We start from the raw sequence: 21862 nt of genomic DNA on the forward strand, positions 1-21862 counted from the left end.
ATGAAAAAGGAAAAAAACAATAGCGAAAAAAAATACTGGTTCCAGTATTTGACAATCCTTGTGGTGACCGTGGTATGCTTGGCGTCTGTGACTTGGTATACTTTCAATTCTTTTTCCAGGCTCGCTAAGCAGGATGCTGTGAGCATTGGACAGAATTCCATCCAGAAGGATGGGGTTGCCATGAACAACTTCCTTTTTAAGAAGAAGGATTTGCTGGAGGTTGCCGCCATCCTCATGGAATATGAGCTGAAGCAGGAATCTTCCCAGGAACAGATCAAGTCCCTTATTGATTTTGTCTCTCAGAGCTATATTGAAAGTACGGACTCTACCTTCTCGGGCTTGTACGGCTTTATTCGCGGTGAATACATGGATGGCCTGAACTGGGTTCCGCCTGAGGATTATAATCCCTATAAGCGTCCCTGGTATCAGGAAGCGTTCAAGTCCCGTGGTGGCATCGCCCTTGTTTCTCCCTACGACGATACTCGCACCCACAAGTTCGCTGTTTCCCTGTCCAAGCGTCTGTCCGATCGCCAGAGCGTGATTTCTATCGACCTGGACATGACCGAAGTCTTTGAAACCATGAGACGGGTCCGTGACGACAGCGATGGGGACTGGATGGTGATCGATGTAAACGGTCTTGTGGTGGGCCACTCGATTGATTCTCTCCGCGGGAAGAATTTCCTCAGTGCTGAATTCTGGGGAACGCCTTATGAAGAACTGACTCGCAAGCTTCTTCTGGCAAATGGGAATGATTTCGAATTTCAATATAAGGGGAAAACCTATATGGTATTCTCCGACATTATTTTCGACAGCTGGCGTGTGGTGAAGCTTTCTGATGAAACGGTTCTTTTTGAACGCGCCCGCTGGATCCTGGTCCGTAACATCATGGTGTCTGTATTGCTGTTCATCGTGATAGGTGTGTTCTGTACCAGTAGTTTCGTGAACCGTATCAAGACCTTGCGTTCCAATCGTGCAAAGTCCATCTTCCTTGCCAACATGAGCCATGAAATCCGTACGCCGATTAACGGTATTCTTGGCATGAACGCCATTGTGCTGAAGGAAGTCCAGGACGATAATCTGAAGGAATATGCTTCCAATATTCAGAGTGCTGGCCAGACCTTGCTGTCGATCATTAATGACATCCTGGATATTTCCAAGATTGAATCCGGCAAGATGGAGCTGACTCCTACGGAATACGACTTGTTCAATGTGCTGTCGGACTGCTTTAACATTAATGCTCCCAAGGCAACTGCAAAGAACTTGCGCTTTACGGTGGAATGCGATCCGGATATTCCGTCGGGCTTGTGGGGCGACGAAGTTCGTATCCGCCAGATTATTAATAACCTGCTCTCCAATGCCGTGAAGTATACGGAGTATGGCGAAATCAGCTTGTCCATCGGTTATGATTCCATTCCTAGCAGGGATCCTATGAAGGTGGAAAATTCCGTCATGCTGAAGATCGTCGTGAGGGATACGGGTATTGGCATCCACCCCGAGGATATGGACGCAATCTTTGGCGCCTTCCAGCGTGTGGACCAGAAGAAAAATCGTAACATCGAAGGTACTGGCCTAGGCCTGAATTTGACGAAACAGCTGGTGCTGATGAATGGTGGCGACATTACTGTTCGTAGCCATTATGGGGAAGGCTCTACCTTTATTGTATCCATCCCGCAGCTGGTTCTGAATGTGGAACCCATGGGCGATTTTGCAAACAAGTACAAGCAGGCGGCAACTACTAGCAACCTGCCTACGGATACCCTGTTTGCTCCCAACGCCCGCGTGTTGGTAGTGGATGATGTCGCCCTGAACCTGAAGGTGTTCCGCGGACTTCTGAAGGATACCAAGGTCAAGATTGATACGGCCATGAATGGCGCCCAGTGCCTTGAACTGGTAAAGGAAAAGCGCTACGATATCATCTTCCTGGATCACATGATGCCGGTGATGGATGGTCTTGAAACTTATGAACGCATGAAGATGATGGATACTCCCAATAGCGATACTCCTGTCATTATGCTGACAGCAAATGCCATTGTGGGTGCAAAGGAATCTTACCTGAAGTCGGGCTTTGTGGATTACCTCTCCAAGCCGGTAAAGGAATGGGATTTGATCCGTATGCTGAGACGTTATCTGCCTGAAGGTCTTGTCCTGACTGCAGAGGACTTGGTCGGTGTGGATGGAAAAATTCCAAGCGTTTCCAAGCCTGAATCGACTCCGTCCCCTGTCCAGGAAGCTCCCTTGATGAATGCCCCTGCAAATCCCATGGAAGCTCTTGCCAAGTATCTCAACGTGAAGATGGGCGTCGAGTACTGTGCTAACGACGAAGACTTCTATAAGGAAATGCTTGAGGAATATACAGGCGGTTGCAAACTTGCAGAAATTGAAAGCGCCTTTGAAAATCAGGACTGGAAAAACTACCAGATTATGGTTCACGCCCTGAAGAGTACCTCCTTGACGATTGGTGCCGAGGAGCTGTCTAAGGAGGCCAAGTCCCTGGAATTCGCATGCAAGGACAGTAACTTTGATTTTGTCAGGGAGAATCATAAACGCGTCATGGCGGATTATGAAACGATGGTTGCAAATATCAAGAATGTAATGGGGATTTGATGAAGCAGTTTGCTTTGATTGCTATTGCCATTATTCTAGCTATTGTAATTGGAATCTTTTACATCCAGGTAAACAAGCGGGAAACCAACGTGACCTTGGAGAAAACCCGTGTGGCGTTCATCATGAATGGCACACGTAATGATCACAGCTGGGGTGAATCCCATGTGGAAGCGATGGAGAAGGTGGCCAAGTCCCTGAACCTGGAAGTGCTCTACAATGAGAATACTCCCTTCGGTAACGAGGCGGAAGGCATCATGGAGGATATGATTGCCAAGGGAGCGAAGGTGGTGATCTGCAATTCCTTTGGCCATGGGGAATGGGAACTGAAGGTTGCCGCGAGACATCCCGAAATCAAGTTCTTCCACGCCACGGGTGTCTTGTCTTCCAATAACTTGTCCACCTATTTTGGACGTATTTACCAGATGCGCTATTTGTCCGGCATGGTCGCTGGCATGATGACAAAGACCAATGAAATTGGTTACGTGGCCGCCTTCGGCATTTCCGAGGTGAACCGCGGGATTAACGCCTTTACCCTGGGGGTCCAGAAGGTGAATCCCGAAGCCAAGGTGTATGTCAGCTGGACCAAGTCCTGGAACAGCGATTCCCTGGCGGCAGTGGCTACCAACAAGCTTTTGGACAACCATAACGTGGATGTGCTGACGGCCCATACGGACGCCCTGACTCCTTTTGATATTGCCGAGGAAAAGGGGGTATGGATTATTGGCTACAACTTGGATAATAGCGCTCGTTATCCAAAGAGATTCCTGACGGCGCCTATTTGGCGTTGGGAACATTTTTACGAACCCCGCCTGCTTGAAGTGCTCCAGAACAAGTTCATGGGACGTCAGTACTGGCTGGGTGCGGAATCTGGAATGATTGGGCTTGCTCCCATGACGGCGGCCGTTCCCGAAGACGTGAAGTCGATAGTGAAGGCTGAAATGCAGAAGATTTCTGATGGTGTATTTGACGTGTTCTACGGTCCCGTGTATGACATCGATGGAAACATTCGTGTGGAAGCAGGGGAGAGCATGACTGACGAAGACATGTTGAGCCATTTTGATTGGTATGTAAAGGGGGTAGTGAATGAGTAAGAGGATCACTCTTGCTGTATTTTTGGTTTCGATTGTCCTGTTGGCGGTCATTGTCAACATGGTCAATGGCTTTGGGACCAAGAAGGATGAAATCCGGAAGAATGTCATTGGACTTATTCTTCCGGGCAGTATTTCTGAAGACGGCTGGAATGGAGATCATTACAGGAGCGTCAAGTCCGTGACGGATGAACTGGGCTCTGAACTTGTGGTGATGGAAAATGTGAAGGAAGGCTCTGGTCAGGTGGCAAATGCTGCCAAGTCCCTTGTGGAAGCCGGTGCTGGTATGATTATTCTTTGCAGCTACAATTTTCCGGGAGAAATGGAAAATTACATTAAGGAACAACGGGATGTTTCCTTTTATGGAATTTCCAATGAACTGGACTTGAAGAATTTTACCGCTTATTCCGCCCGAGTCTATCAGGCCCGCTACCTTGCAGGCGTTATCGCTGGCCTGAATACCAGAACCAATAAGCTTGGCTATGTGGCGGCCATGAATAATAGCGAAGTGAACCGCGGGATCAATGCGTTTGCTCTGGGTGCCCGTCGTGTAAATCCCAAGGTAAAGGTTTATGTGGCCTGGAGCAATTCCTGGGATAATGTTTCCGTGGAACGAGAAAACGTGAACAAGCTGGTGAAGGACGCTGATGTAGACGTCCTAGGTTATCACCAGAATAGAACTCATGTTCTTGAAGAAGCTGAAGCTCAGGGAGTCATGTCTGTGGCCTATAGTCTGAAAGCGTCTCCCTATTCCCCCAATGTTCTTGGTTCCACTGCAACAAACTGGTCCATGGTCTACAAGGAAATTATCCAGGACTATCTGCAGAAAAAGCATAGTGTGAATAATTACTGGGTCGGTGCGGATAAGAATGCCATCGAAGTTCCGTTCCTGTCCGATGCTGTAAGCGATTCCGCAAAACAGGTGGTTGGCGGCCTTCTGGATTCCCTGAAGAATGGCATGGATGTCTTTGCTGGCCCTGTGTATGATAATCACCGCAAGAAGCGTTGCGATAAGAATGAGGTGATTAGCGACATTATCCTTCGTGGAGAAATGGACTGGTTTGTAGATGGGGTGATGGTCTATGAAAATCAGTAGCAAGGAAAAGTTGTTTATATGGATGGGCTTCTTTGCGCTCATCCTATGTTCCGTGGGATTCTTGCTTCAGGATAAACTGCGAGTCCTCTTTACCGATTACGTATCTAGCCAGGTGAGCGCCCAGGCGACGACCATGGCGGATTTGATCAACGAAAAGATTTCTGTCCAGCTGAAGTCCCTCAATGGAATTTCCTACGAAGTGGAAAAGGACAATTCCTACGCCGCGAAAGTTCTGAATGCGTATGTCGGCAGGGAAGATGGTGTCTCCTATGGCATTCTTGCGTTAAATGGAACTCTTGTGGGTGGTGACACTTCGGTCCATGTTTCCTCTAAGGACTTCGCTGGCATTACACGTTCTTTCCGCGGCAATCCTGCGGCAAGTTTCTGCAAGGGCAAGGGCTTTCTGCTGAGTACGCCTATTTATCGTGAGCGTAATGTTCGTTACGTGCTCTATAAACTTTACGATGAAGCTAGCGCCCAGAAACAATTCAGCTCCAACTGCTATAACGGACATTGCTATACATCCATTCGTGACGAATATAGCGAAGTGGTGATTGGCTCCGACAATAAGGAACTGGCTTCCAATCCTATATGGCAAGGGGACAACTTTTCCGAAATTCGACGTAAGCTAAAAAGCCTTCTGAATATTTCCGTTGCGGCAACTGTCCATGAGAAAGTAGAACGGGAAAATTTCTTCTTCTTTATGGCGGACCTGGAACTGCCGGGGCTTTCCCTGGTGGGCATGGTTCCCGAGGATATTGCGGCCCAGGGACTTGACAACATTACCGCCCTGATCATCTGGGTGTTCGGTCTCCTGCTTGTGCTTTTTGTTATTGGCTTTGGCTACATCGTCGTGTCTGAACGTAAGGCTAAGGAAAGTGATGAACTTCGTCACGCCAAGTTCCTGGCGGAAAAGGCAAGTACGGCTAAGAGCCAGTTCCTTGCCAACATGAGCCACGAAATCCGTACGCCTATTAACGGCATTCTGGGGATGGACACCATGCTCCTGAAGGAATGTAAGGACCCCCAGCTGAAGGAATACGCACGGAATATTCAGAGCGCGGGCAATACCCTGCTTTCCCTCATTAACGACGTGCTGGATATTTCCAAGATTGAATCCGGTAAGATGGAAATCGTGCCGGTGGAATATAACCTGTTCTCCGTCCTGAATGACTGCTACAACATGGTGGCTATGCGCGCCCGCGACAAGTCCCTGAAACTGGATATGATGGTGGAGTCCACTATTCCTGCGGCATTGTACGGTGACGAAGTGCGTATCCGTCAGGTCATTAACAACCTGCTTTCCAATGCGGTCAAGTATACAACTCGCGGAAGCATCTTGTTTAGCATGAATTTCCGTCGCTCCAGTGCGACAGGCCCTGTGGCCATTTCCGATGAAAGCCGCATCGACCTGATTATTTCCGTTAAGGATACGGGCATGGGAATCCGCGACGAAGACAAGGAAAAACTGTTTAACAGTTTCCAGCGTCTGGAAGTGGAAAGGAACCGCAATGTGGAAGGTACGGGGCTTGGCCTAAACTTGACGAAACATCTGGTGGAACTGATGGATGGTACCATTACGGTCGACAGCGAATACGGTGTCGGCTCAACCTTTACGGTTGTAATTCCCCAGATCGTGAAGAAGGAAATTCCTGTTGGTGATTTTAGTTCCCGTTATAAGGATGCCGTGGATACCTCTACGGAACCTGTGAACAGATTCCATGCGCCTTCTGCCCATATCCTGGTGGTGGACGACGTGCCCATGAACCTTCGCGTGATGATTGGCCTTTTGAAGGAAACGGGCATCCAGATTGATACCGCTGATAATGGCATGGAAGCCCTGGAAAAGATCAAGCGTACCCGTTACGACCTGATTTTCCTGGATCACATGATGCCTGTGATGGACGGCATTGAAACATTGGGTGTCATGAAGACCTTGTCTGACAATCCCAACGAAAAGACCCCTGTCATCATGCTGACTGCAAATGCAATTGTTGGAGCCAGGGATTCCTACCTGAAGGAAGGCTTTACGGATTACCTCACAAAGCCTGTCCGTGAAGAGTCCCTGCTGTCCATGCTCCTGAAGTATCTGCCGGTGGATTTGGTGGAAAGAGTCGCTATGCCGGAGAAGTCGGAGGAAGAAGCTCTGGACAACCAAAGTTCCGCCCAGGCTGCCATAAAGCATGTGGCCAATGCGATCACCAATCAGAAGGATGTGAACCGCGTGCAGGCCATGGAACCTTCCGGGGCTGCACCTGCAAATACGGCTAAACCCTGCTGTAACGTGACTAATTCGAACGTGCTGAATGCATTGGCCGCATCTGGCTTTGCGGATATTTCGATCGGTCTTGGCTATTGCATGAATGACGAAGATTTTTATGAGGAAATGCTTCAGGAATTCTGCAACGACGTGAAGGTGGGCGCCTTGCACGAAACGATAACCAAGGGTGACTTTGAAAACTACCGCGTTCTGGTTCATGCCCTGAAGAGTACTGCGCTTACCATTGGTGCCGTGGACTTGTCCAGCCTGGCAAAGTCACTGGAATTTGCCTGCAAGGAAGGCCGGTACGAATATGTCACCAAGAATCATAATGAACTGGTTCAGCAGTATAACAACTTCTTGAAAGTTCTGAGGGAGATTCTCGATGGAAGAACAAATTGATGTCCTGAATCCGGATGGGACTTTTGCGGGGTATGCCCGCGGTCGTACGGAAGTACACTCCAAGGGGTTGTGGCATAGAACTGTTCATATCTGGGCGTTTGATAGGAATGACCGAATTCTCTTTCAGCTCCGTGCCCGCGTGAAAGAAAATAACCCGGGGCTTCTGGATACTAGTTGCGCTGGCCATATTTCCGCTGGCGATACTAGCCGTAACGCGGCTGTGCGCGAATTGAAGGAAGAGCTGGGTGTAACCAAGAGCCCGGAAGATTTGGAATATCTTTTCGAATCCGGACACGAGAGCGTCCTGAATGGCGGCGCCTATCTGGATAACGAATATTACGATACCTACAAGATTGTCCTGACAGATGAGGAAGCGTCTTCCCTGGTTCCGCAGCCAGGCGAAGTGGATGATTTCGTCTGGATGACCCGTCAGGAATTTTTTGCCAGGCGTAAGTTGAATCCGGAAAAGTTCGTGGATCACCCCGATGATTTTAGATGGCTGGAGAGTGGCTGTGTATAAGGACGTTGCGTTAGTTCTCGAAGGTGGCGGCATGCGCGGGGCCTACAGCTCCGGCGTGCTGGATGCGATTTATGATGCCGGATTGAAGTTTGGCGGTTACGCCGGGACTTCTGCTGGCGCTACCCATCTCTGCAGTTTCCTGTCGGAACAGCGGGAGCGTAACAAGCGTATCGATACGGTCCATTCCAGGGACCCGCGGTATCGTGGCTTCAAGTGGCTTTTGAAAACCGGCGATTTCTTTCCTCGGGAGTTCTGCTACGTTACCATCCCTCGGGAAGTAGATCCGTTTGACTACGCCAAGTTCGAAGAGAACGCCAAGGTGTCTCCCTTCTATTGCGTGACGACCAACGTAGAGACCGGCGAGGGCGAGTACCTCCTGACTCAGGAGGTGGACAAGGGCGATGGCCTGGAGTGTGTCCGTGCGTCAGCCTCCCTTCCCCTTATGAGCAAGATCGTGGAACTCCGCGGGAAGAAACTTCTGGACGGAGGCATTGCCGATAGCATTCCCTTCCAGTTCATGGAACGTCAGGGATTTGCAAAGCAGGTGGTGATCCTTACCCAGCAGGATGGCTACGTGAAAAAGCCCAATCCCATGATCCCGCTGTTCAAGCTGGTGTACCGCAAGTACCCGAAGTTTGTGGAAGCGGCTGCGACCCGCCACATTCGTTATAACGAAGCGACCGCAAGGCTGAAGGAATATGAAGCCGCCGGAAAAAGTTTTGTGTTCCGTCCCAGTGAACCTTTCCAGATTTCCCGTCTGGAGAAGGATACCAACAAGCTGGTGGAACTTTACGAAATGGGACTTCGTGACGGCAAGCGCCTGCTGCCCCAGCTGATGGAATTCCTTAAGTCATGCTGAACCACGTCATGCGAGTCTCGTCATGCTGAGCTTGTCTCAGCATCGGCTTTTTTAGGTTATAAAAAAAATCTATCACTTGCTATAAAGACTTCCTTATACGCCGTATAATTTCTTTACGGGCGGAACAATTCTGCGTCCCTTTTTATAGCCTAAGCTATAGGAACTATCTATATTTATGCCCATAAAAAAATACAGAAAGGAAAAATCATGGCAAATCTCGAAACATTGTGCGTTCAGGCTGGCTGGACCCCGAAAAAGGGCGAACCCCGCGTTCTCCCCATTTACCAGAGCACCACTTTCAAGTACGACACTTCCGCCCAGATGGCTGACCTGTTCGACCTGAAGGAATCCGGCTACTTCTACACCCGTCTCCAGAACCCCACCAACGACGCTGTGGCTTCCAAGATCGCACAGCTGGAAGGTGGCGTAGGTGCCATGCTTACTTCTTCTGGCCAGGCTGCAAACTTCTACGCCGTGTTCAACATCTGCGAAGCTGGCGACCACTTCATTTCCACTTCCGCAATCTATGGCGGTACCAGCAACCTCTTCAGCGTCACCATGAAGAAGCTGGGCATCGAATGCACCTTCATTGACCAGGACACATCCGACGAAGAAATCGAGAAGGCTTTCCGCCCCAACACCAAGTGCGTCTTCGGCGAAACCGTTGCAAACCCGGCAGGCAAGATTCTTGACCTGAAGCGCTTTGCCGATCTGGCTCACAAGCATGGCGTTCCTATGATCGTGGACAACACTTTCCCCACCCCGATCCTCTGCCGTCCCTTTGAATTCGGCGTGGACATCGTGACCCACTCCACCACCAAGTACATGGACGGTCACGCCATGGCTGTGGGTGGCTGCATTGTGGATAGCGGCAACTTTGACTGGGAAGCCCATCACGACAAGTTCAAGGGCCTTACCGAACCGGATCCCTCTTACCACGGTCTCCGCTATACCGAAGCCTTCGGCAAGCTCTGCTACATCACCAAGGCTACCGTGCAGCTCATGCGCGACCTGGGTTCCATTCAGAGCCCCCAGAATGCATTCCTCCTGAATGTTGGCCTGGAAACTTTGTTCCTCCGCATGCCTCGCCACTGCGAAAACGCTCTCGCCGCTGCCAAGTGGCTGAAGAAGCATCCGAAGGTTGCATGGGTTGACTACGCAGGTCTCGAAGACAACGCTTCCTACGCTCTGGCCCAGAAGCAGTTCAAGGGCGGCCTGCCCTGTGGCGTGCTCACCTTCGGTATCAAGGGTGGCCGCGACAAGTCCATCCAGTTCATGGATGCCCTGAAAATGATCTGCATCGTGACCCACGTTGCAGACGCCCGCAGCTGCGTGCTGCACCCGGCAAGCCACACCCACCGTCAGCTTTCCGACGAACAGCTCATCGAGGCAGGCGTTGCTCCTGACCTGATCCGCTTCAGCGTGGGTATCGAAAACATCAACGATATCATCGCCGACCTGGAACAGGCTCTGGCACAGGTGTAACAGGTGTGAGGGCGGCCTTCGGCCTTTGAGGTATGAGGTCGTCGCTCCTGCGTCATGCCGAGGACTCTCGGCATCGGCTGAAAAAAAATCCCGCGACGTTCAATCGCGGGAGTTTTTGTTTATATTTCAAAAGAGGTCCTCGTGAAATTTCGTATTTGCAATATAGCCTTGGCAATGTTGTTCATTGTTCTGCTGGTAGGGTGTGGTACTCCCGTTTATAGACAAGGTATCGTTAACAAGGGCTCTTTTGAAATCGGGGTGCCGGAGAATTTTGCCGGTGTAGGAAAGGCCATTCCTGAAAATTCCACCATCAACAGTTTTTCCGTAGGCTTTGATTACACCACATCTGCCGAGATGAAGGTGCGTGGAGTCAAGAATTCGGAACTTAAGCTCAGCGATTACGACCCTTTGTACGGCGGTTCCGATAATGATTTCACCGTTATAAAAGAAACGAAAGTCAAGAGTTTCAAGTATAAAAGAAATCGTTTTCCTCTATCTGCAAGCTATACGCGCCTTACCAAAAAGTCATCTGAGTTCTATGGTTTTTCTGCGGGGTTTGATCCTGAGCCCTTTGGTCGCTTTATTTTCGGGGTCAACAAGGAATCCTTTGAATTTGGCGGCTATGTAGACTTGGGACTGGGAGTTTTTGGAATTGGAGACGTGACGGTTGACTATTACGAATGTCTGTACGTTTATTCAAAGGAAGAACGGTGTTCCGAACGGACCAAGGAACGGCATTTCGAGACAGATGACGGGGCCTTCTGGCGGGCAGGCCTTGGAGTTTTTGCCTCATACTTTGTGAAGAACTTTGCCCTATCATACTCTCCATATCTGTATAAACCGCATCTCCAGGAATTTTTTGACATAAAGGATGAGGACGGAATTTCTGCGGAATTTGGAATACCTGTAATCTATCCGTGGGTGCTTAGCCAGTATGCCGGTGCGTCCCTGTGGCTTAACGAGCACTGGAAAGTGTCCCTAGGCGTAACAGTGTTGAACAGTCTGGATTTTGATGACTTCTTCTTGACAGCCAACGGCTCCATAGGCTTCTGGTTTTAGAAAAAATCCCGCGACGTTCAATCGCGGGATTTTCTGCATTTTCGAATTGCAGTGTTCTACTTGATTTTTTCTGTCAGGGGGAACACTTGCATGTTGACGCGGTAGACGCGATCAATTTGCTTGTCCTCTGCGACGATTGACATAATGCGGTGGCGGCATTCTGCCAGTTCCTTAAGGATTTTGTCGTAGGAACCTTCGGAAATCCCCAGGGTGAGTCCCGTAAATTGACGTTCCTCCAGAGGGATGTTTTCCAAGGCGTCCAGCGCGAAAGTTCCCATTTGACGGTGCATGTTACGCACTGCCAGAGGTACAAAATCAGCGACTCCGGAACTGAGGACTTTGTCCGTCTGGATGTAGTTTCCGTTTTCGTCTATTTTAAGCAGGCCTGCCTTCACCAGGAACTGCAGGGTTTCCGTAACTTCGGCTGCAGTAATCTTTTGCTTGCAGGCGTGGGCCATGTCCAAAGGTTTTGCGCCGGTCATGACAGGCGCCAGCTCGCGGATCACGGGATTTTTCCAGGAATCGAAAAAGGCGAACTCCTCGGCACCCATGATTTTAACATTGTTCTGGTTGGCCACTTCCTGCATGGTGTCGATGGCTTTTTTGCGGTCGGCATCGTTTTTTGCATGGTCAAATGCGACCAGTGCTCTAAAGAACTGCTGTTCATAGCCTGCCAGGTGCATGGCGTTAATAACCTTTTCTACGGCTAACGCGCTTAGACTCTTTTTGCCATCACAAACCAACTTCAAGTAAACAGGAGAACCAAAGCCCGCCTGGGCGGCGAAATCGCGCCAGGTAAAGGCTGATTTCTGCTTGTGTTCTTCGTAGTATTCCCGAATGAACTGACGATAGTCTTTATATTCGATAATCGGTTTCATAATTCAGAATCCTGCGAGAATTACTTGATGGAACATCCGTTGTACTTACCAATGCCTGCAATATATACCGCACCTGTTGCCGCAGAATTGCTGCCGTCAAAGGTGTTAATGCTGGGGCTTATGGCGATGGATGCGGAACTTTTTGCAGCTTCCAAGGGGTCTATTTTGTATCCAGTATTTTCATTGAGTTCTTCCCACTTGAAGTTGGCGACAGTGAGTTCCATGGAAGCAGGGAGTTTTGCGAAGTTGAATTTGTATTCATTATCTGCTCCAGTTTCAATGAACAGGTTCATGACAGATGTGGATGCATAGATTACGCATACGCCTTCCCAGTCGGAAATATCGGCGGTTAGGTCTTGAGAACTTTTGGGAGCAGTCCAGAATCCGAATCGAATTTGAGAGTAGGGATGATTTTCGTTCAGTTTATAAGTGAACTTTGCGCCCTTGGCCTCAAGGAGTTCTTCTGCGATTCCATCGCTATTGTACCTGACGAAGTACTGACTTGTGATTTCTTCACCGTCTTCATGGTAGACTTTGGCAGAACTTGCGTTATTGTCTTGATCAAGCATCAGAATGGAAGAATATCCAAGAGGATCGTCGGGATCCACGGTTACAACGGAATCCTTGGCGCCATTCCAGAGGTTGGCTTCAAATTTCTTGTCCATGGAGAAATCATTCAAGGATGGAGTAACAACGGCGCCATCTTTACATACGAAGCACTGGTCGCCAGATTCGCTCTTTACAATGTCGCCGTCTTTTTTACAAGAGATGGAAGCGCTGATTTGCTGGTACTGGTTTTTGGTAAGCAAATTCCACTTTCCCTCTCGGCAGATCTGGTAGATGTTTTGCTCGGGATCGGCGTATAGCTTGCCCTGGTCTGCGGGAGCTGCAGTGCATGCGCCGGTTTCCACTTCTTCTTCACTCAGAAGTCGCCAGCCACCAATGTCACATGCATATTGTTCGCCCTTATAGGCACTTGCTGCATTGTCGTAAGAGACGATTTCGCCATACAGATCCTCGGTACATTCGCCAACTTTTTCTTCGGGGAGCATGTCATTCCATGTTCCGTCGTGGCAGATTAAAACGTCTTCAAAGCGATTGCCTTCGTCCGCGGCGGAACAGTTGCCGTACTTTATTTCGTTAGAAGAGAGCTCACGCCACATAACGTCTTTGTCTGTTCCAAACTCGTCGCATACGAAGGTCTTTTCGAAGTTCTTGCTCAGTTCGTTCTTTACATTTGCTGTCTTACCGATGTTCTCGGAGGTGCAGCTTCCAATACCAAAATTTTCTGCCCAGTAAGTTGCAACGAATTTTTCAAATTTCGGAATGTCAGTGGAAATCTTCCAATCCAGAATGTTCTTTTTTACCTTGTCAAGATCGAGTTGGACGGCTTCATCAGCGATGTCTGTCAAAATCTGCTTGTCATCAATGACACCGTCTTTTTCCAGGTCTTGTGCGATAAGGGCCAGGCGTTCGCTGAATGCACCTTCGCTGGCAACGCCTTGCATCAAGATGGACAGGGCCAGCAGGGCGCCGTCGTTTTCAGACTTACCAAAGATGGACAGTTCTTCGGCGTTGATGGATTTTTCCACATCGATACCGAAGGTACTGAGAATTTCCTTTTGGGCTTGGGTCTTGGCTGCGCCGTATTCCATGCCTTCTTCAAGGATCAGGTACTTGACGCGGTCGAATTCCAGATGGGTAAGGAGGTTCACGTTAGCGGTGTTACGGTCGGTCAAATCGCTCAATGCGTTCAGCTTGATGGGCGCTGTGGATTTTACTCCGGTATTTTCGTTGCGGTAGTAACCGTCGGCAATAAGCAATGCGAAGTTAGAAGAAAGATCCTTGTAGGAAATTTCAAATTCGCCCTTGTCATTCTTGATCTTGTCGGGGAAAGAACGTCCGCTTAGATCAAACGTCTCGCCGTCGACCTCGTGCAGGGTGATGGTGGAGCCCACAAGGAAAGGTCCCTTCTGGGATACGCCGGTCACTTTGCCGGTGTAGGCGACGATACCGTCTGCTTCTTCTACAACGCCGGAGTTATTAGTTCCGGATTCTCCGCAAGCGCTGAATAGACTTGCCCCTGTGACCAGGGAGAGGGTGGTCAAGGTCTTGCTGAATTGCGTCTTCATATGTCCTCCTGAATTATTTACGGATACAAATATAAACACTTGCATCCTGAAAGTCAAGAAAAATGGGATACAAAATGAAGATTTTTTGTAAAAATTGGTTAATTATTTGTTTGTTAGCGTAATTTTTGATAAAAACGGGATACAAATGCGCTGTGATTTATTTCTTCTTGTATTCCGCCATGATCATGCCAGTCACAATGGCGGCGGCACCTGCAATGGCTACGGAGGAAATGTGTTCCCCGATAGTGATTGCCGCAGTAATCATGGTTATGAGAGGGAGGGCGAAAATGTAGTTGGACGCAAGAACCGTTCCCAGCTTGTCCATGACCTTGTTCCAGATCAGGTAGCCGAAGAGGTTGCTGAAAATGCAGAGGCAGAGGAAGTTCATGATGACCACCGGTTCCTTGAAGGCGTCCCATGGAATAGGATGTGCGACGAAATTCCCTTCAGTTCCAAGGCCGAAGTAGTCCAATGCGAAAATGGGAAGGGATGTCAAAAATCCATAGAAGAAAATTTTTCGGATGGCGAATAGGGTGGAATACTTGCTCCGAACCGATTCCGTGGAGTAGGAATAGACGGTCCAGGCAATGGCTGCGCCGAAGGCCAGCATGTCTCCTACGGGAGAAAGCTTCAGTACGAATTTTCCGTTAAGCACCACAAGCACCATGCCGATGAAGGTGATGAAAGATCCTGCAATTTGCCGGGGCAGTAACTTTTCGCGCTTAAAAAAGAATACGCCCACTAGCAAAATCAATAGCGGGTTGGTGCAGACGATCAGCGAGACGTTGCTGCTCTGGGAAATGGTCAATGCGGTGTTTTCTGCCCAGAAGTAGATGGTGCATCCCGTGACGCCGCCTAGCAGGAAGAATAGTTCATCTTTCCAGCTGTTGGAGTGGAAGCGAATATTTCGTAACCCTACTACCAGCAGCATCAAATAAGTTGCCGCGAAGCGGATGGTGAAAATCTGCACCGCAGAAAACCCGTGGTTAATCAGCACCTTGGTGCTGACGAAACTGGTACCCCAGAACAAGATGGTCGCGATGGCGAGAATATGCCAGACGGCCATGGAACCTTGATTTTTTAAGCCGATTTTCACGTCAACAAATATAAAAATCAAAAAAATTATATTTGGGGTAACACTTTTACTTCCCTGTGGTGTTTTACAGGTATGAATAGGCAAGATATTGCAGACAGAGTGGCTTTTTCCAAGGTTTACGAGACCTTCGCACCCATGGTGATGCGTCGTTGCCTCGCTATGCTGAAGGATGAAGCCGAAGCCAGCGATATGATGCAGAATGTTTTCCTGAGAATTTACGCCCACCGCAATACTTTGGACTTGTCCAATCCATCAAGCCTCCTGTGGAATACGGCCACCCGGCTTTGCCTGAACCGTATTCGCGACAAGAAGCGTAGGGGCCTGAATGTGGATTGCAGCGAAATGCTTTTGCAGATTGCTGCCGCCGATGACGAGTTGGAGACTTACGAATCTGCGGGTATCCTCAAGAAGATTTTCGCCAAGGAGCCTGAGTCTACCCGCACCATGGCTGTTCTGCATTTTGTGGATGGCATGACTTTGGAAGAAACCGCAGAAGCCGTAGGGCTTTCCGTTAGCGGCGTCCGTAAACGTCTCCGCACCTTGCAGGAGAAGGTCAAGAACTTGGAGGTAAAGTAATGAATTCCAGAAAGAATGGTCCTGTAACGGACTTCAAGATGGAGCAGTACCTCATTGGTGCTCTTCCCGAAAACGAAATGAAGGAACTTCGTGAACGCGAAGCTTCCGACGAAATTTTTGCGGCGCGGGTTCGGGAACTGCGGGAACAGAACGCAAAAATCCTGAAGGAAAATCCTTTTGAAAATCTTGCCCGGGACTTGGACAAGATGGATGCCGTTGCTCCTGACATGAATGATGTCCGCGCAACCATCGCCCGCTTTAACATGCTGAAGATTGCAGCTGCTGTAGTGATCGCCCTGGGAATCTTCTCTGCAGTGTTCGTCGTCGACAAGGATGACGTTTTTTATTCATCCGAGACGAAAGATATTTCTGCGAATATGGACGTGGCCATGGCCACCGTGGACGACCAAACCCGAATCAAGGGAATGGATGCCCGCATGGAAGTGTGGAAAAAGTCCGAAGGCGGCATTGTCCAGTTGGATGATATGTCCACCGCTTCCGAAGGGGATGAAATCCAGTTGCGTTACTCCGTTCCTGAAAAGTGCTACGGCATGATTTTCAGTATGGATGGAAATGGTACGCTGACTGTCCACATGGGGAACGATAATGCGGCCATCGCCCTGGAACCCGGCAAGATGATTTCCCTGCCTTATGCCTACAAACTGGATGACGCGCCCCACTTTGAAAAGTTCTTCCTGCTGACGTCCCAGAAGGAGTTCGCTGTATACGTCGGCCAGCTGGATGAGATTCTGAAACAGGACGGTATCAAGACCGTAACTGTCACGCTTCGTAAGAATGGGGGAGTATAATGTTTAGGAGTGCAATTAATACGTTTATAAGCCTCTGCGGCTTTGGTCTGATCGCCTTGCTTGGCTTGGCCAGTTTTTCCCACGCGGCGGAGAACAATACCATCGACCGTTATGTCATTGCCATCAGCGCAAACAACGGTGGATCGAATCGCCCCATGCTTCGCTATGCGGAAAGCGATGCCAAGTCCTTTGCCAATGTGCTCAAGGACATGGGTGGCGTAAAGCCCCAGAATTTGATTTTGATTCAGGAACCAAGTGTCAGTTTTTTGAATTCCCGCATGGAAGACCTAGATAAGATCCTCGTAAAGAATCAGGGCAAGAACGGTCGTGAAGAAGTGCTGGTCTATTACAGCGGCCACGCCGACGAAAAGGGCTTACGCCTGGGTAACGAGGTTTACGCCTGGTCTGAATTCCGCAAGCGTGTGGATAACCTGAGCGCCGATGTGAAGATTGCAGTCATCGATGCTTGCGGTTCCGGTGCCATTACCCGCGCCAAGGGCGGTGTGGCGGTACCTGCCTTCATGATTGACCAGAGTAGCGACATGAAGGGATACGCCTTCATTACCAGCAGCACCCAGGATGAATCCAGCCAGGAAAGCGACAAGCTGAAGGGCTCCTTCTTTACCCACTCCCTGGTCAGCGGCCTTCGCGGGGCAGGGGACCTGAGTGGCGACGGGAAAGTCACTCTTTCCGAAGCTTACCAGTTCGCCTTCAACGAAACTCTCCAGAAGACTCAGAGCACCATGGGCGGCGCCCAGCATCCTAGCCGCGATATGAATCTGGCAGGTACCGGCGACGTGGTCATGACGGATTTGCGCAGCATGGGTGCAGGCGTTTCCTTCCACAAGGATCTGGATGGCCGCCTGTTCATTCGAGACGACAAGGGCTCCCTGGTGGCAGAACTTTACAAGGCTGCCGGTCGTAACATGTCCCTGGGTTTGCCTGCTGGCGCCTACGAAATCCATCTGGAAAAGTCTGCCGTACACAAGACTGCAAGCGTCAACCTGTCCAACGGTAAAATCGAGAACGTTTCACTAGCGCTGTTTAAGGACGTAAACGTCGAAAAGACTGTTGCCCGTGGGGAACTGGGTGGCAAGAGGTCTTGCGCCAATGGCGATTCCGTCATGTGTTCTCTTGACTCGCTTGACCATAGCGCAACATTTCGTACCACCTTCAACGCGGTGGACAAGGATACTCTTCCCCGCAAGGGCTTGCAGATAGGCGTCTTTACCTCTCTTACGACGGATTACATGATTGGTGGTCAGTTGAGCTTGTTCGTGAACGCGTCCAAGAAAGAAATGCATGGCATTCAAGTGGCAGGTGTTGCCGACATTAGCCGTGATCATATTGAGGGCGCGCAAATTTCAGGCATTGTGAACTACGCAGGAAGTTTTGATGGCTTACAGCTTTCTCATGTCAACATTGCAAAGGATAATTCCGAGGGTGTTCAGATTTCCACCGTAAATCTGGCTCTCGATACGCTTAGTGCCGTACAGGTAGGTGCCATCAACTACGCAGGTTATGTACCTGTCCAGGTGGGGGCAGTCAACGTTGCCGGTGCGTCTGACATTCAGGTGTCCTCCATTAACGTGGCCGCTTCCGTAGAGAAAACAATGGTGGGCGCCATCAATGTGGCTGGCAGCAACAATTCCGTGGACGTGGGTGCCATTAATGTGGCCGGTTCCTCGAAAGGTCGTCAGATTGGCGTCATCAACATCTGCGGAAACTGCGAAAAAACTCCCATCGGCCTCATCAACATTGTGGGTAATGGCGTATGGACTGCTTCGGGAATCTTCAACGAAATGGGCGGCACCGGCATCAAGCTGGACCTGGGTACGGCCTACTTCTACACTAGCTTTGAAACATCCCGCAACTTCAAGGAAGGTCACTTGCTCAAGAGCTATGACGATATCTGGGAAGACGGTTTTGGCGTTGGAACCCACTTTGGCATGTACGGCCATCACTTTGCACTGGAATACATGTTCCTGAATGTGGCTGATAAGTATAAGGGCAGCTATGGTGGCAGCGATGAAGACGACAAATTTGCCTTCCATCACCGCATCCGCCTGGGTGCGACATCCAAGCTGTTGCCTGGTGTGGGCTTGACTGGTGGCCTGTCCCTCAATTTGGCATCCAGGGGCTATGCGGATAGAAACCCCTTGAAGCCTCTGGGCGAATACCATGATGATTTCGGCTCTGAAAGACATGCAGCCCGATTCTGGCCAGGCTTCTACGCAGGCCTCACCGTCGGAAGATTCTAGCCCTTCTTGTCGAACAGTTCCAGGGTTTCCTTCAACTTGTTCGCTACGGCGATGGCGTTATCAAAGATGTGCCTGATTTCGCCCTGGATCTGGTCGAACAGTTCCTTGTTGCAGAACAAGTCTTCGCGGGCCTGCTTGTTCGCCATGAACAATTCCTTCAGGGCCAGCATGTCCTTGGTCTTCTTTTCCAGCTGGGTCTTTGCTTCTGCCTTGCATTCTTCCAGCTGGACTAATTTCTGCTGGTGGATTTCAGGATCGTTTTCCTTCAGGATGTAGCTAGGCAGGGTGGCGAAGTCTTCGAACTTGTTGCTCAGCGTGTTGGTGCTGATGGAGCTACGCAGGCCAATGCCCTTGACGGAAGAGTCAATGGAAATGGTGCAGCTGGAAGTTCCGTGATAGTTGCAGCGGACTCGGGTTTCCACCTTGCGGAATTCGTTGAAGGGGTTGAAATCTTCGTCGGATTCCATATAGCGCAGGGGGACGTACAGCGGGGTAGGTTCGCCCGCAATCGTCACGCGGTAGGAAAGGCAGGGCTCGTTGTTGAAAATCTTGGTTTCGTACAGGTTGCAGCTGCTGTGGAGCAGACGCTTCACGTTCTTGTACAGTCTAAGGGCGTCGTAAGGTTCGCCCAGAAGGTCGGGAATATCCTTCATGATCTGGGCCTTTACGATTTCGTTGAAATTTGCGCTGATGGTTGCGTTGGAGCTGGACTTGCCCCAGATGGAGGTGCCTAGGAAAAGGGCATCCGTAAACTTGGTTTCGGTTCTTTCGTTAAAGAAGGCGATTGCCTTTACCATGTTGGTCAGGGCGATCCACTTACGGATAGAAACGTAGATGCCTTCCTTGTCGCAGAGTTCCGCCATCTTTCCGATAATGCACAAGGTGTCTGTGGAAAGGGTGACCTTCTTGATTTCGGAACACCATGCCTTGGCTTCTTCGGGAGCGATGGCGATGCCCATTGGCACATGGAAATCTTCCAGCTTGCTCTGGTTCTGCAGCAAGTCGCACAAAGCTGCGGAGGAGAGACTTTCCGGCAGGGAAATACTCAAGGTGACGCGGTCCACAATGTCGGCCCTGCTCAAGGTCACTTCCGGACGCTGGTCGCTGGTAATGATCAGCGGAGCGTTTTCCCTATCGGAAAGGGCGATCTTGATGTTATCCTTGGTTTCGTCGTCCAGAGGGTTGAAGTTCTGGAAGATGATGACGTCAAAAGAGGCGAGATTGTTGGGGAATGCCTGCTGGCGTCTGCCCACCTTCAGGATCTTTGCGTTCTTGAAGGCGTTGGCCAGTCGTTCTGCCAGTAAGTTCTTGCCGGAGCCGGACCTGCCGAAAAGGTAGAAGGGTTCACCGCAGACGGCCGCCAGAAAACCGAGCTGGAAGCAGCTTTCCCTTTCGGGAATACCCGTGTTCAGTGCGGTCAACAATTCAGAAATTCTTTTTGTGAGCGTCATATTTTCCAATCCTCTTAAGAAAAATATAACAACAAAGAAGGATTGGTTATGAACAAAAGACTCTATTTCGCGAGAACTTGCTGAATTTGGGCCCGAGCGGAGTCGTGAACTTGTACCGATTGTGTAGCGATGAAGATACGGGGATCGTCCAGCAGGTCCTTGGAGAGTCTGAGGGCGTCTTTCTGGGTAATGACCAAATTTGCCTGGGCTGAGTCACGGAGAATTCCGCTAGTGATTTTTTCAAAATTCCTGTCGTGGTCGGGACGGAAATTCCATTTCGTGGGGTTCAGTTCCGCACGTTTCAAATCGTGGATGAAACGCTCAGGATCTCCGAGGCCACACAAAGCTATAGTTTGTCTGTACTGCGGGAATTCTCCCTTGCAGTTGGAGATGCAGTCGATGTTGAACAGGACATCTGGATTCGCGCCATAGCAGCGGAGCGCTAGGGTCCTGTCCAGGTCCCGGGCGTGGTCCTGCAATAGGCTTCTGAACTTCCCTGCAGGGATTAGCTGGTTTATGTCCGTGGGCGCCTTCTCCCAGTCCAGCCGGATAATGGCGTGGGGCCGAAGGCGACTGTCCTCGAAACCGTCGTCGCATAGGATAAAGTCCGGCGCCGTTTTGCTCTTGCCGCTTCCCTCGGGGGCTATCCCCCGGTCGATTTCCCGGGCGGTCCTGTAGCGGTTGTCCGTCCCCACGATTTCTGCAAGTCCCTGCCGGATCTGTTCCGCCAACTCCTGCCGGTACAGTCGGATTTCGTCAAAGGCGGACCTATGGCAAAGGATCGCCACACGCTTCCCCTGGGCGGTCATGCGCCGGGCGAGCCACAGGCAGAAAGGCGTTTTTCCCGCACCACCCGCCCTGAAACTTCCGATGACGACAAGCTTGGAATTTTTCAGCGGACATCCCGGTCTAAGGAACAGCTTGTGATGCAACGAATACGCCGCCCAGTAGTAGGCCGCAAGAATCCCCCGCAATTTCCGAACGATATCCATACGACATCTAAAATAAAAATATCGGATGGATGCTTCCCTATTGCATCATCATCCAACTCGCGGTACAAATCCTGCGATCCTTTGAGGAGGGGCTTTAGCGCCCCTCAAACACAAAAGGATTGAGCGCCCGGGCAACGCCCGGGCAGCGCATTCGTTTTGTCGGGGGAGTCCAGAGGGGGCATAGCCCCCTTTGCGTCATCATCCAACTCGCGGTACAAATCCTGCGATCCTTTGAGGAGGGGCTTTAGCGCCCCTCAAGCACAAAAGGATTGAGCGCCCGGGCAACGCCCGGAC

At 50.2% G+C, this 21862-nt stretch carries 16 protein-coding genes; 11 read left to right on the forward strand and 5 right to left on the reverse strand.

Annotation, left to right across the window (positions count from 1 at the left end; all coding sequences use genetic code 11):
- From BGX12_RS01815 to BGX12_RS01850, 8 genes are all read left to right on the forward strand, one after another.
- Window positions 1-2604, forward strand: a complete 2604-nt coding sequence (locus BGX12_RS01815; protein WP_109734391.1) for a hybrid sensor histidine kinase/response regulator — start codon at window positions 1-3, stop codon at window positions 2602-2604.
- Entirely contained in the window at window positions 2604-3695 is a 1092-nt protein-coding gene (locus BGX12_RS01820) for a BMP family ABC transporter substrate-binding protein (protein WP_109734392.1), read from the forward strand. Before BGX12_RS01815 ends, BGX12_RS01820 begins: the two co-directional genes overlap by 1 nt.
- Complete coding sequence (locus BGX12_RS01825) at window positions 3688-4788, forward strand: BMP family ABC transporter substrate-binding protein (protein ID WP_109734393.1); 1101 nt, start codon at window positions 3688-3690, stop codon at window positions 4786-4788. The genes BGX12_RS01820 and BGX12_RS01825 overlap by 8 nt, the downstream gene beginning before the upstream one ends.
- Entirely contained in the window at window positions 4775-7450 is a 2676-nt protein-coding gene (locus BGX12_RS01830) for a response regulator (protein ID WP_109734394.1), read from the forward strand. Before BGX12_RS01825 ends, BGX12_RS01830 begins: the two co-directional genes overlap by 14 nt.
- Complete coding sequence (locus BGX12_RS01835) at window positions 7434-7970, forward strand: NUDIX domain-containing protein (protein WP_109734395.1); 537 nt, start codon at window positions 7434-7436, stop codon at window positions 7968-7970. The genes BGX12_RS01830 and BGX12_RS01835 overlap by 17 nt, the downstream gene beginning before the upstream one ends.
- The gene (locus BGX12_RS01840; RefSeq protein ID WP_233246213.1) at window positions 7963-8829 is read left to right on the forward strand and encodes a patatin family protein; all 867 of its coding nucleotides are present in this window, start codon (window positions 7963-7965) and stop codon (window positions 8827-8829) included. Before BGX12_RS01835 ends, BGX12_RS01840 begins: the two co-directional genes overlap by 8 nt.
- 207 nt (window positions 8830-9036) lie before the next feature.
- Window positions 9037-10314 (forward strand): O-acetylhomoserine aminocarboxypropyltransferase/cysteine synthase family protein, encoded by a 1278-nt coding sequence (locus tag BGX12_RS01845; protein ID WP_109734397.1) that lies wholly within the window; start codon window positions 9037-9039, stop codon window positions 10312-10314.
- A gap of 141 nt (window positions 10315-10455) precedes the next feature.
- Window positions 10456-11373 carry a hypothetical protein gene (locus tag BGX12_RS01850; protein WP_146196218.1) on the forward strand — a complete coding sequence of 306 codons (918 nt, stop codon included), beginning with the start codon at window positions 10456-10458 and terminating at the stop codon, window positions 11371-11373.
- A 56-nt stretch (window positions 11374-11429) separates the two neighbouring features.
- On the opposite strand, the gene BGX12_RS01855 is transcribed toward BGX12_RS01850, so the two are convergent.
- The 3 genes from BGX12_RS01855 to BGX12_RS01865 all read right to left on the reverse strand — a co-directional run bounded on the left by BGX12_RS01855 (window position 11430) and on the right by BGX12_RS01865 (window position 15479).
- Window positions 11430-12251, reverse strand: a complete 822-nt coding sequence (locus tag BGX12_RS01855) for a TIGR02147 family protein (protein WP_109734399.1) — start codon at window positions 12249-12251, stop codon at window positions 11430-11432.
- 20 nt (window positions 12252-12271) lie between these two features.
- Window positions 12272-14383 (reverse strand): hypothetical protein, encoded by a 2112-nt coding sequence (locus BGX12_RS01860; RefSeq protein ID WP_109734400.1) that lies wholly within the window; start codon window positions 14381-14383, stop codon window positions 12272-12274.
- A gap of 157 nt (window positions 14384-14540) precedes the next feature.
- Complete coding sequence (locus BGX12_RS01865) at window positions 14541-15479, reverse strand: DMT family transporter (RefSeq protein WP_233246214.1); 939 nt, start codon at window positions 15477-15479, stop codon at window positions 14541-14543.
- Between the two features lie 72 nt (window positions 15480-15551).
- Here BGX12_RS01865 and BGX12_RS01870 point away from each other — a divergent pair, with 72 nt between their 5' ends.
- From BGX12_RS01870 to BGX12_RS01880, 3 genes are read left to right on the forward strand one after another with little or no spacing between them, the layout of a single operon-like run.
- Window positions 15552-16055: an RNA polymerase sigma factor gene (locus BGX12_RS01870; RefSeq protein ID WP_109734402.1), complete on the forward strand. Its 504-nt coding sequence runs from the start codon at window positions 15552-15554 to the stop codon at window positions 16053-16055.
- Window positions 16055-16864 (forward strand): hypothetical protein, encoded by an 810-nt coding sequence (locus BGX12_RS01875; RefSeq protein ID WP_109734403.1) that lies wholly within the window; start codon window positions 16055-16057, stop codon window positions 16862-16864. Before BGX12_RS01870 ends, BGX12_RS01875 begins: the two co-directional genes overlap by 1 nt.
- The gene (locus tag BGX12_RS01880) at window positions 16864-19125 is read left to right on the forward strand and encodes a caspase family protein (protein WP_109734404.1); all 2262 of its coding nucleotides are present in this window, start codon (window positions 16864-16866) and stop codon (window positions 19123-19125) included. Before BGX12_RS01875 ends, BGX12_RS01880 begins: the two co-directional genes overlap by 1 nt.
- Here the strand turns inward: BGX12_RS01880 and BGX12_RS01885 are convergent.
- Window positions 19122-20576 carry a hypothetical protein gene (locus BGX12_RS01885; protein WP_109734405.1) on the reverse strand — a complete coding sequence of 485 codons (1455 nt, stop codon included), beginning with the start codon at window positions 20574-20576 and terminating at the stop codon, window positions 19122-19124. The two genes, BGX12_RS01880 and BGX12_RS01885, sit on opposite strands and share 4 nt — an antisense overlap.
- 62 nt (window positions 20577-20638) lie before the next feature.
- Window positions 20639-21568, reverse strand: a complete 930-nt coding sequence (locus BGX12_RS01890; protein ID WP_109734406.1) for a tetraacyldisaccharide 4'-kinase — start codon at window positions 21566-21568, stop codon at window positions 20639-20641.
- Window positions 21569-21862 lie beyond the last annotated feature (294 nt).

Origin of the sequence: Fibrobacter sp. UWR4 (genome assembly GCF_003149045.1) — a bacterium.
In the GTDB taxonomy this organism is placed as follows: domain Bacteria; phylum Fibrobacterota; class Fibrobacteria; order Fibrobacterales; family Fibrobacteraceae; genus Fibrobacter.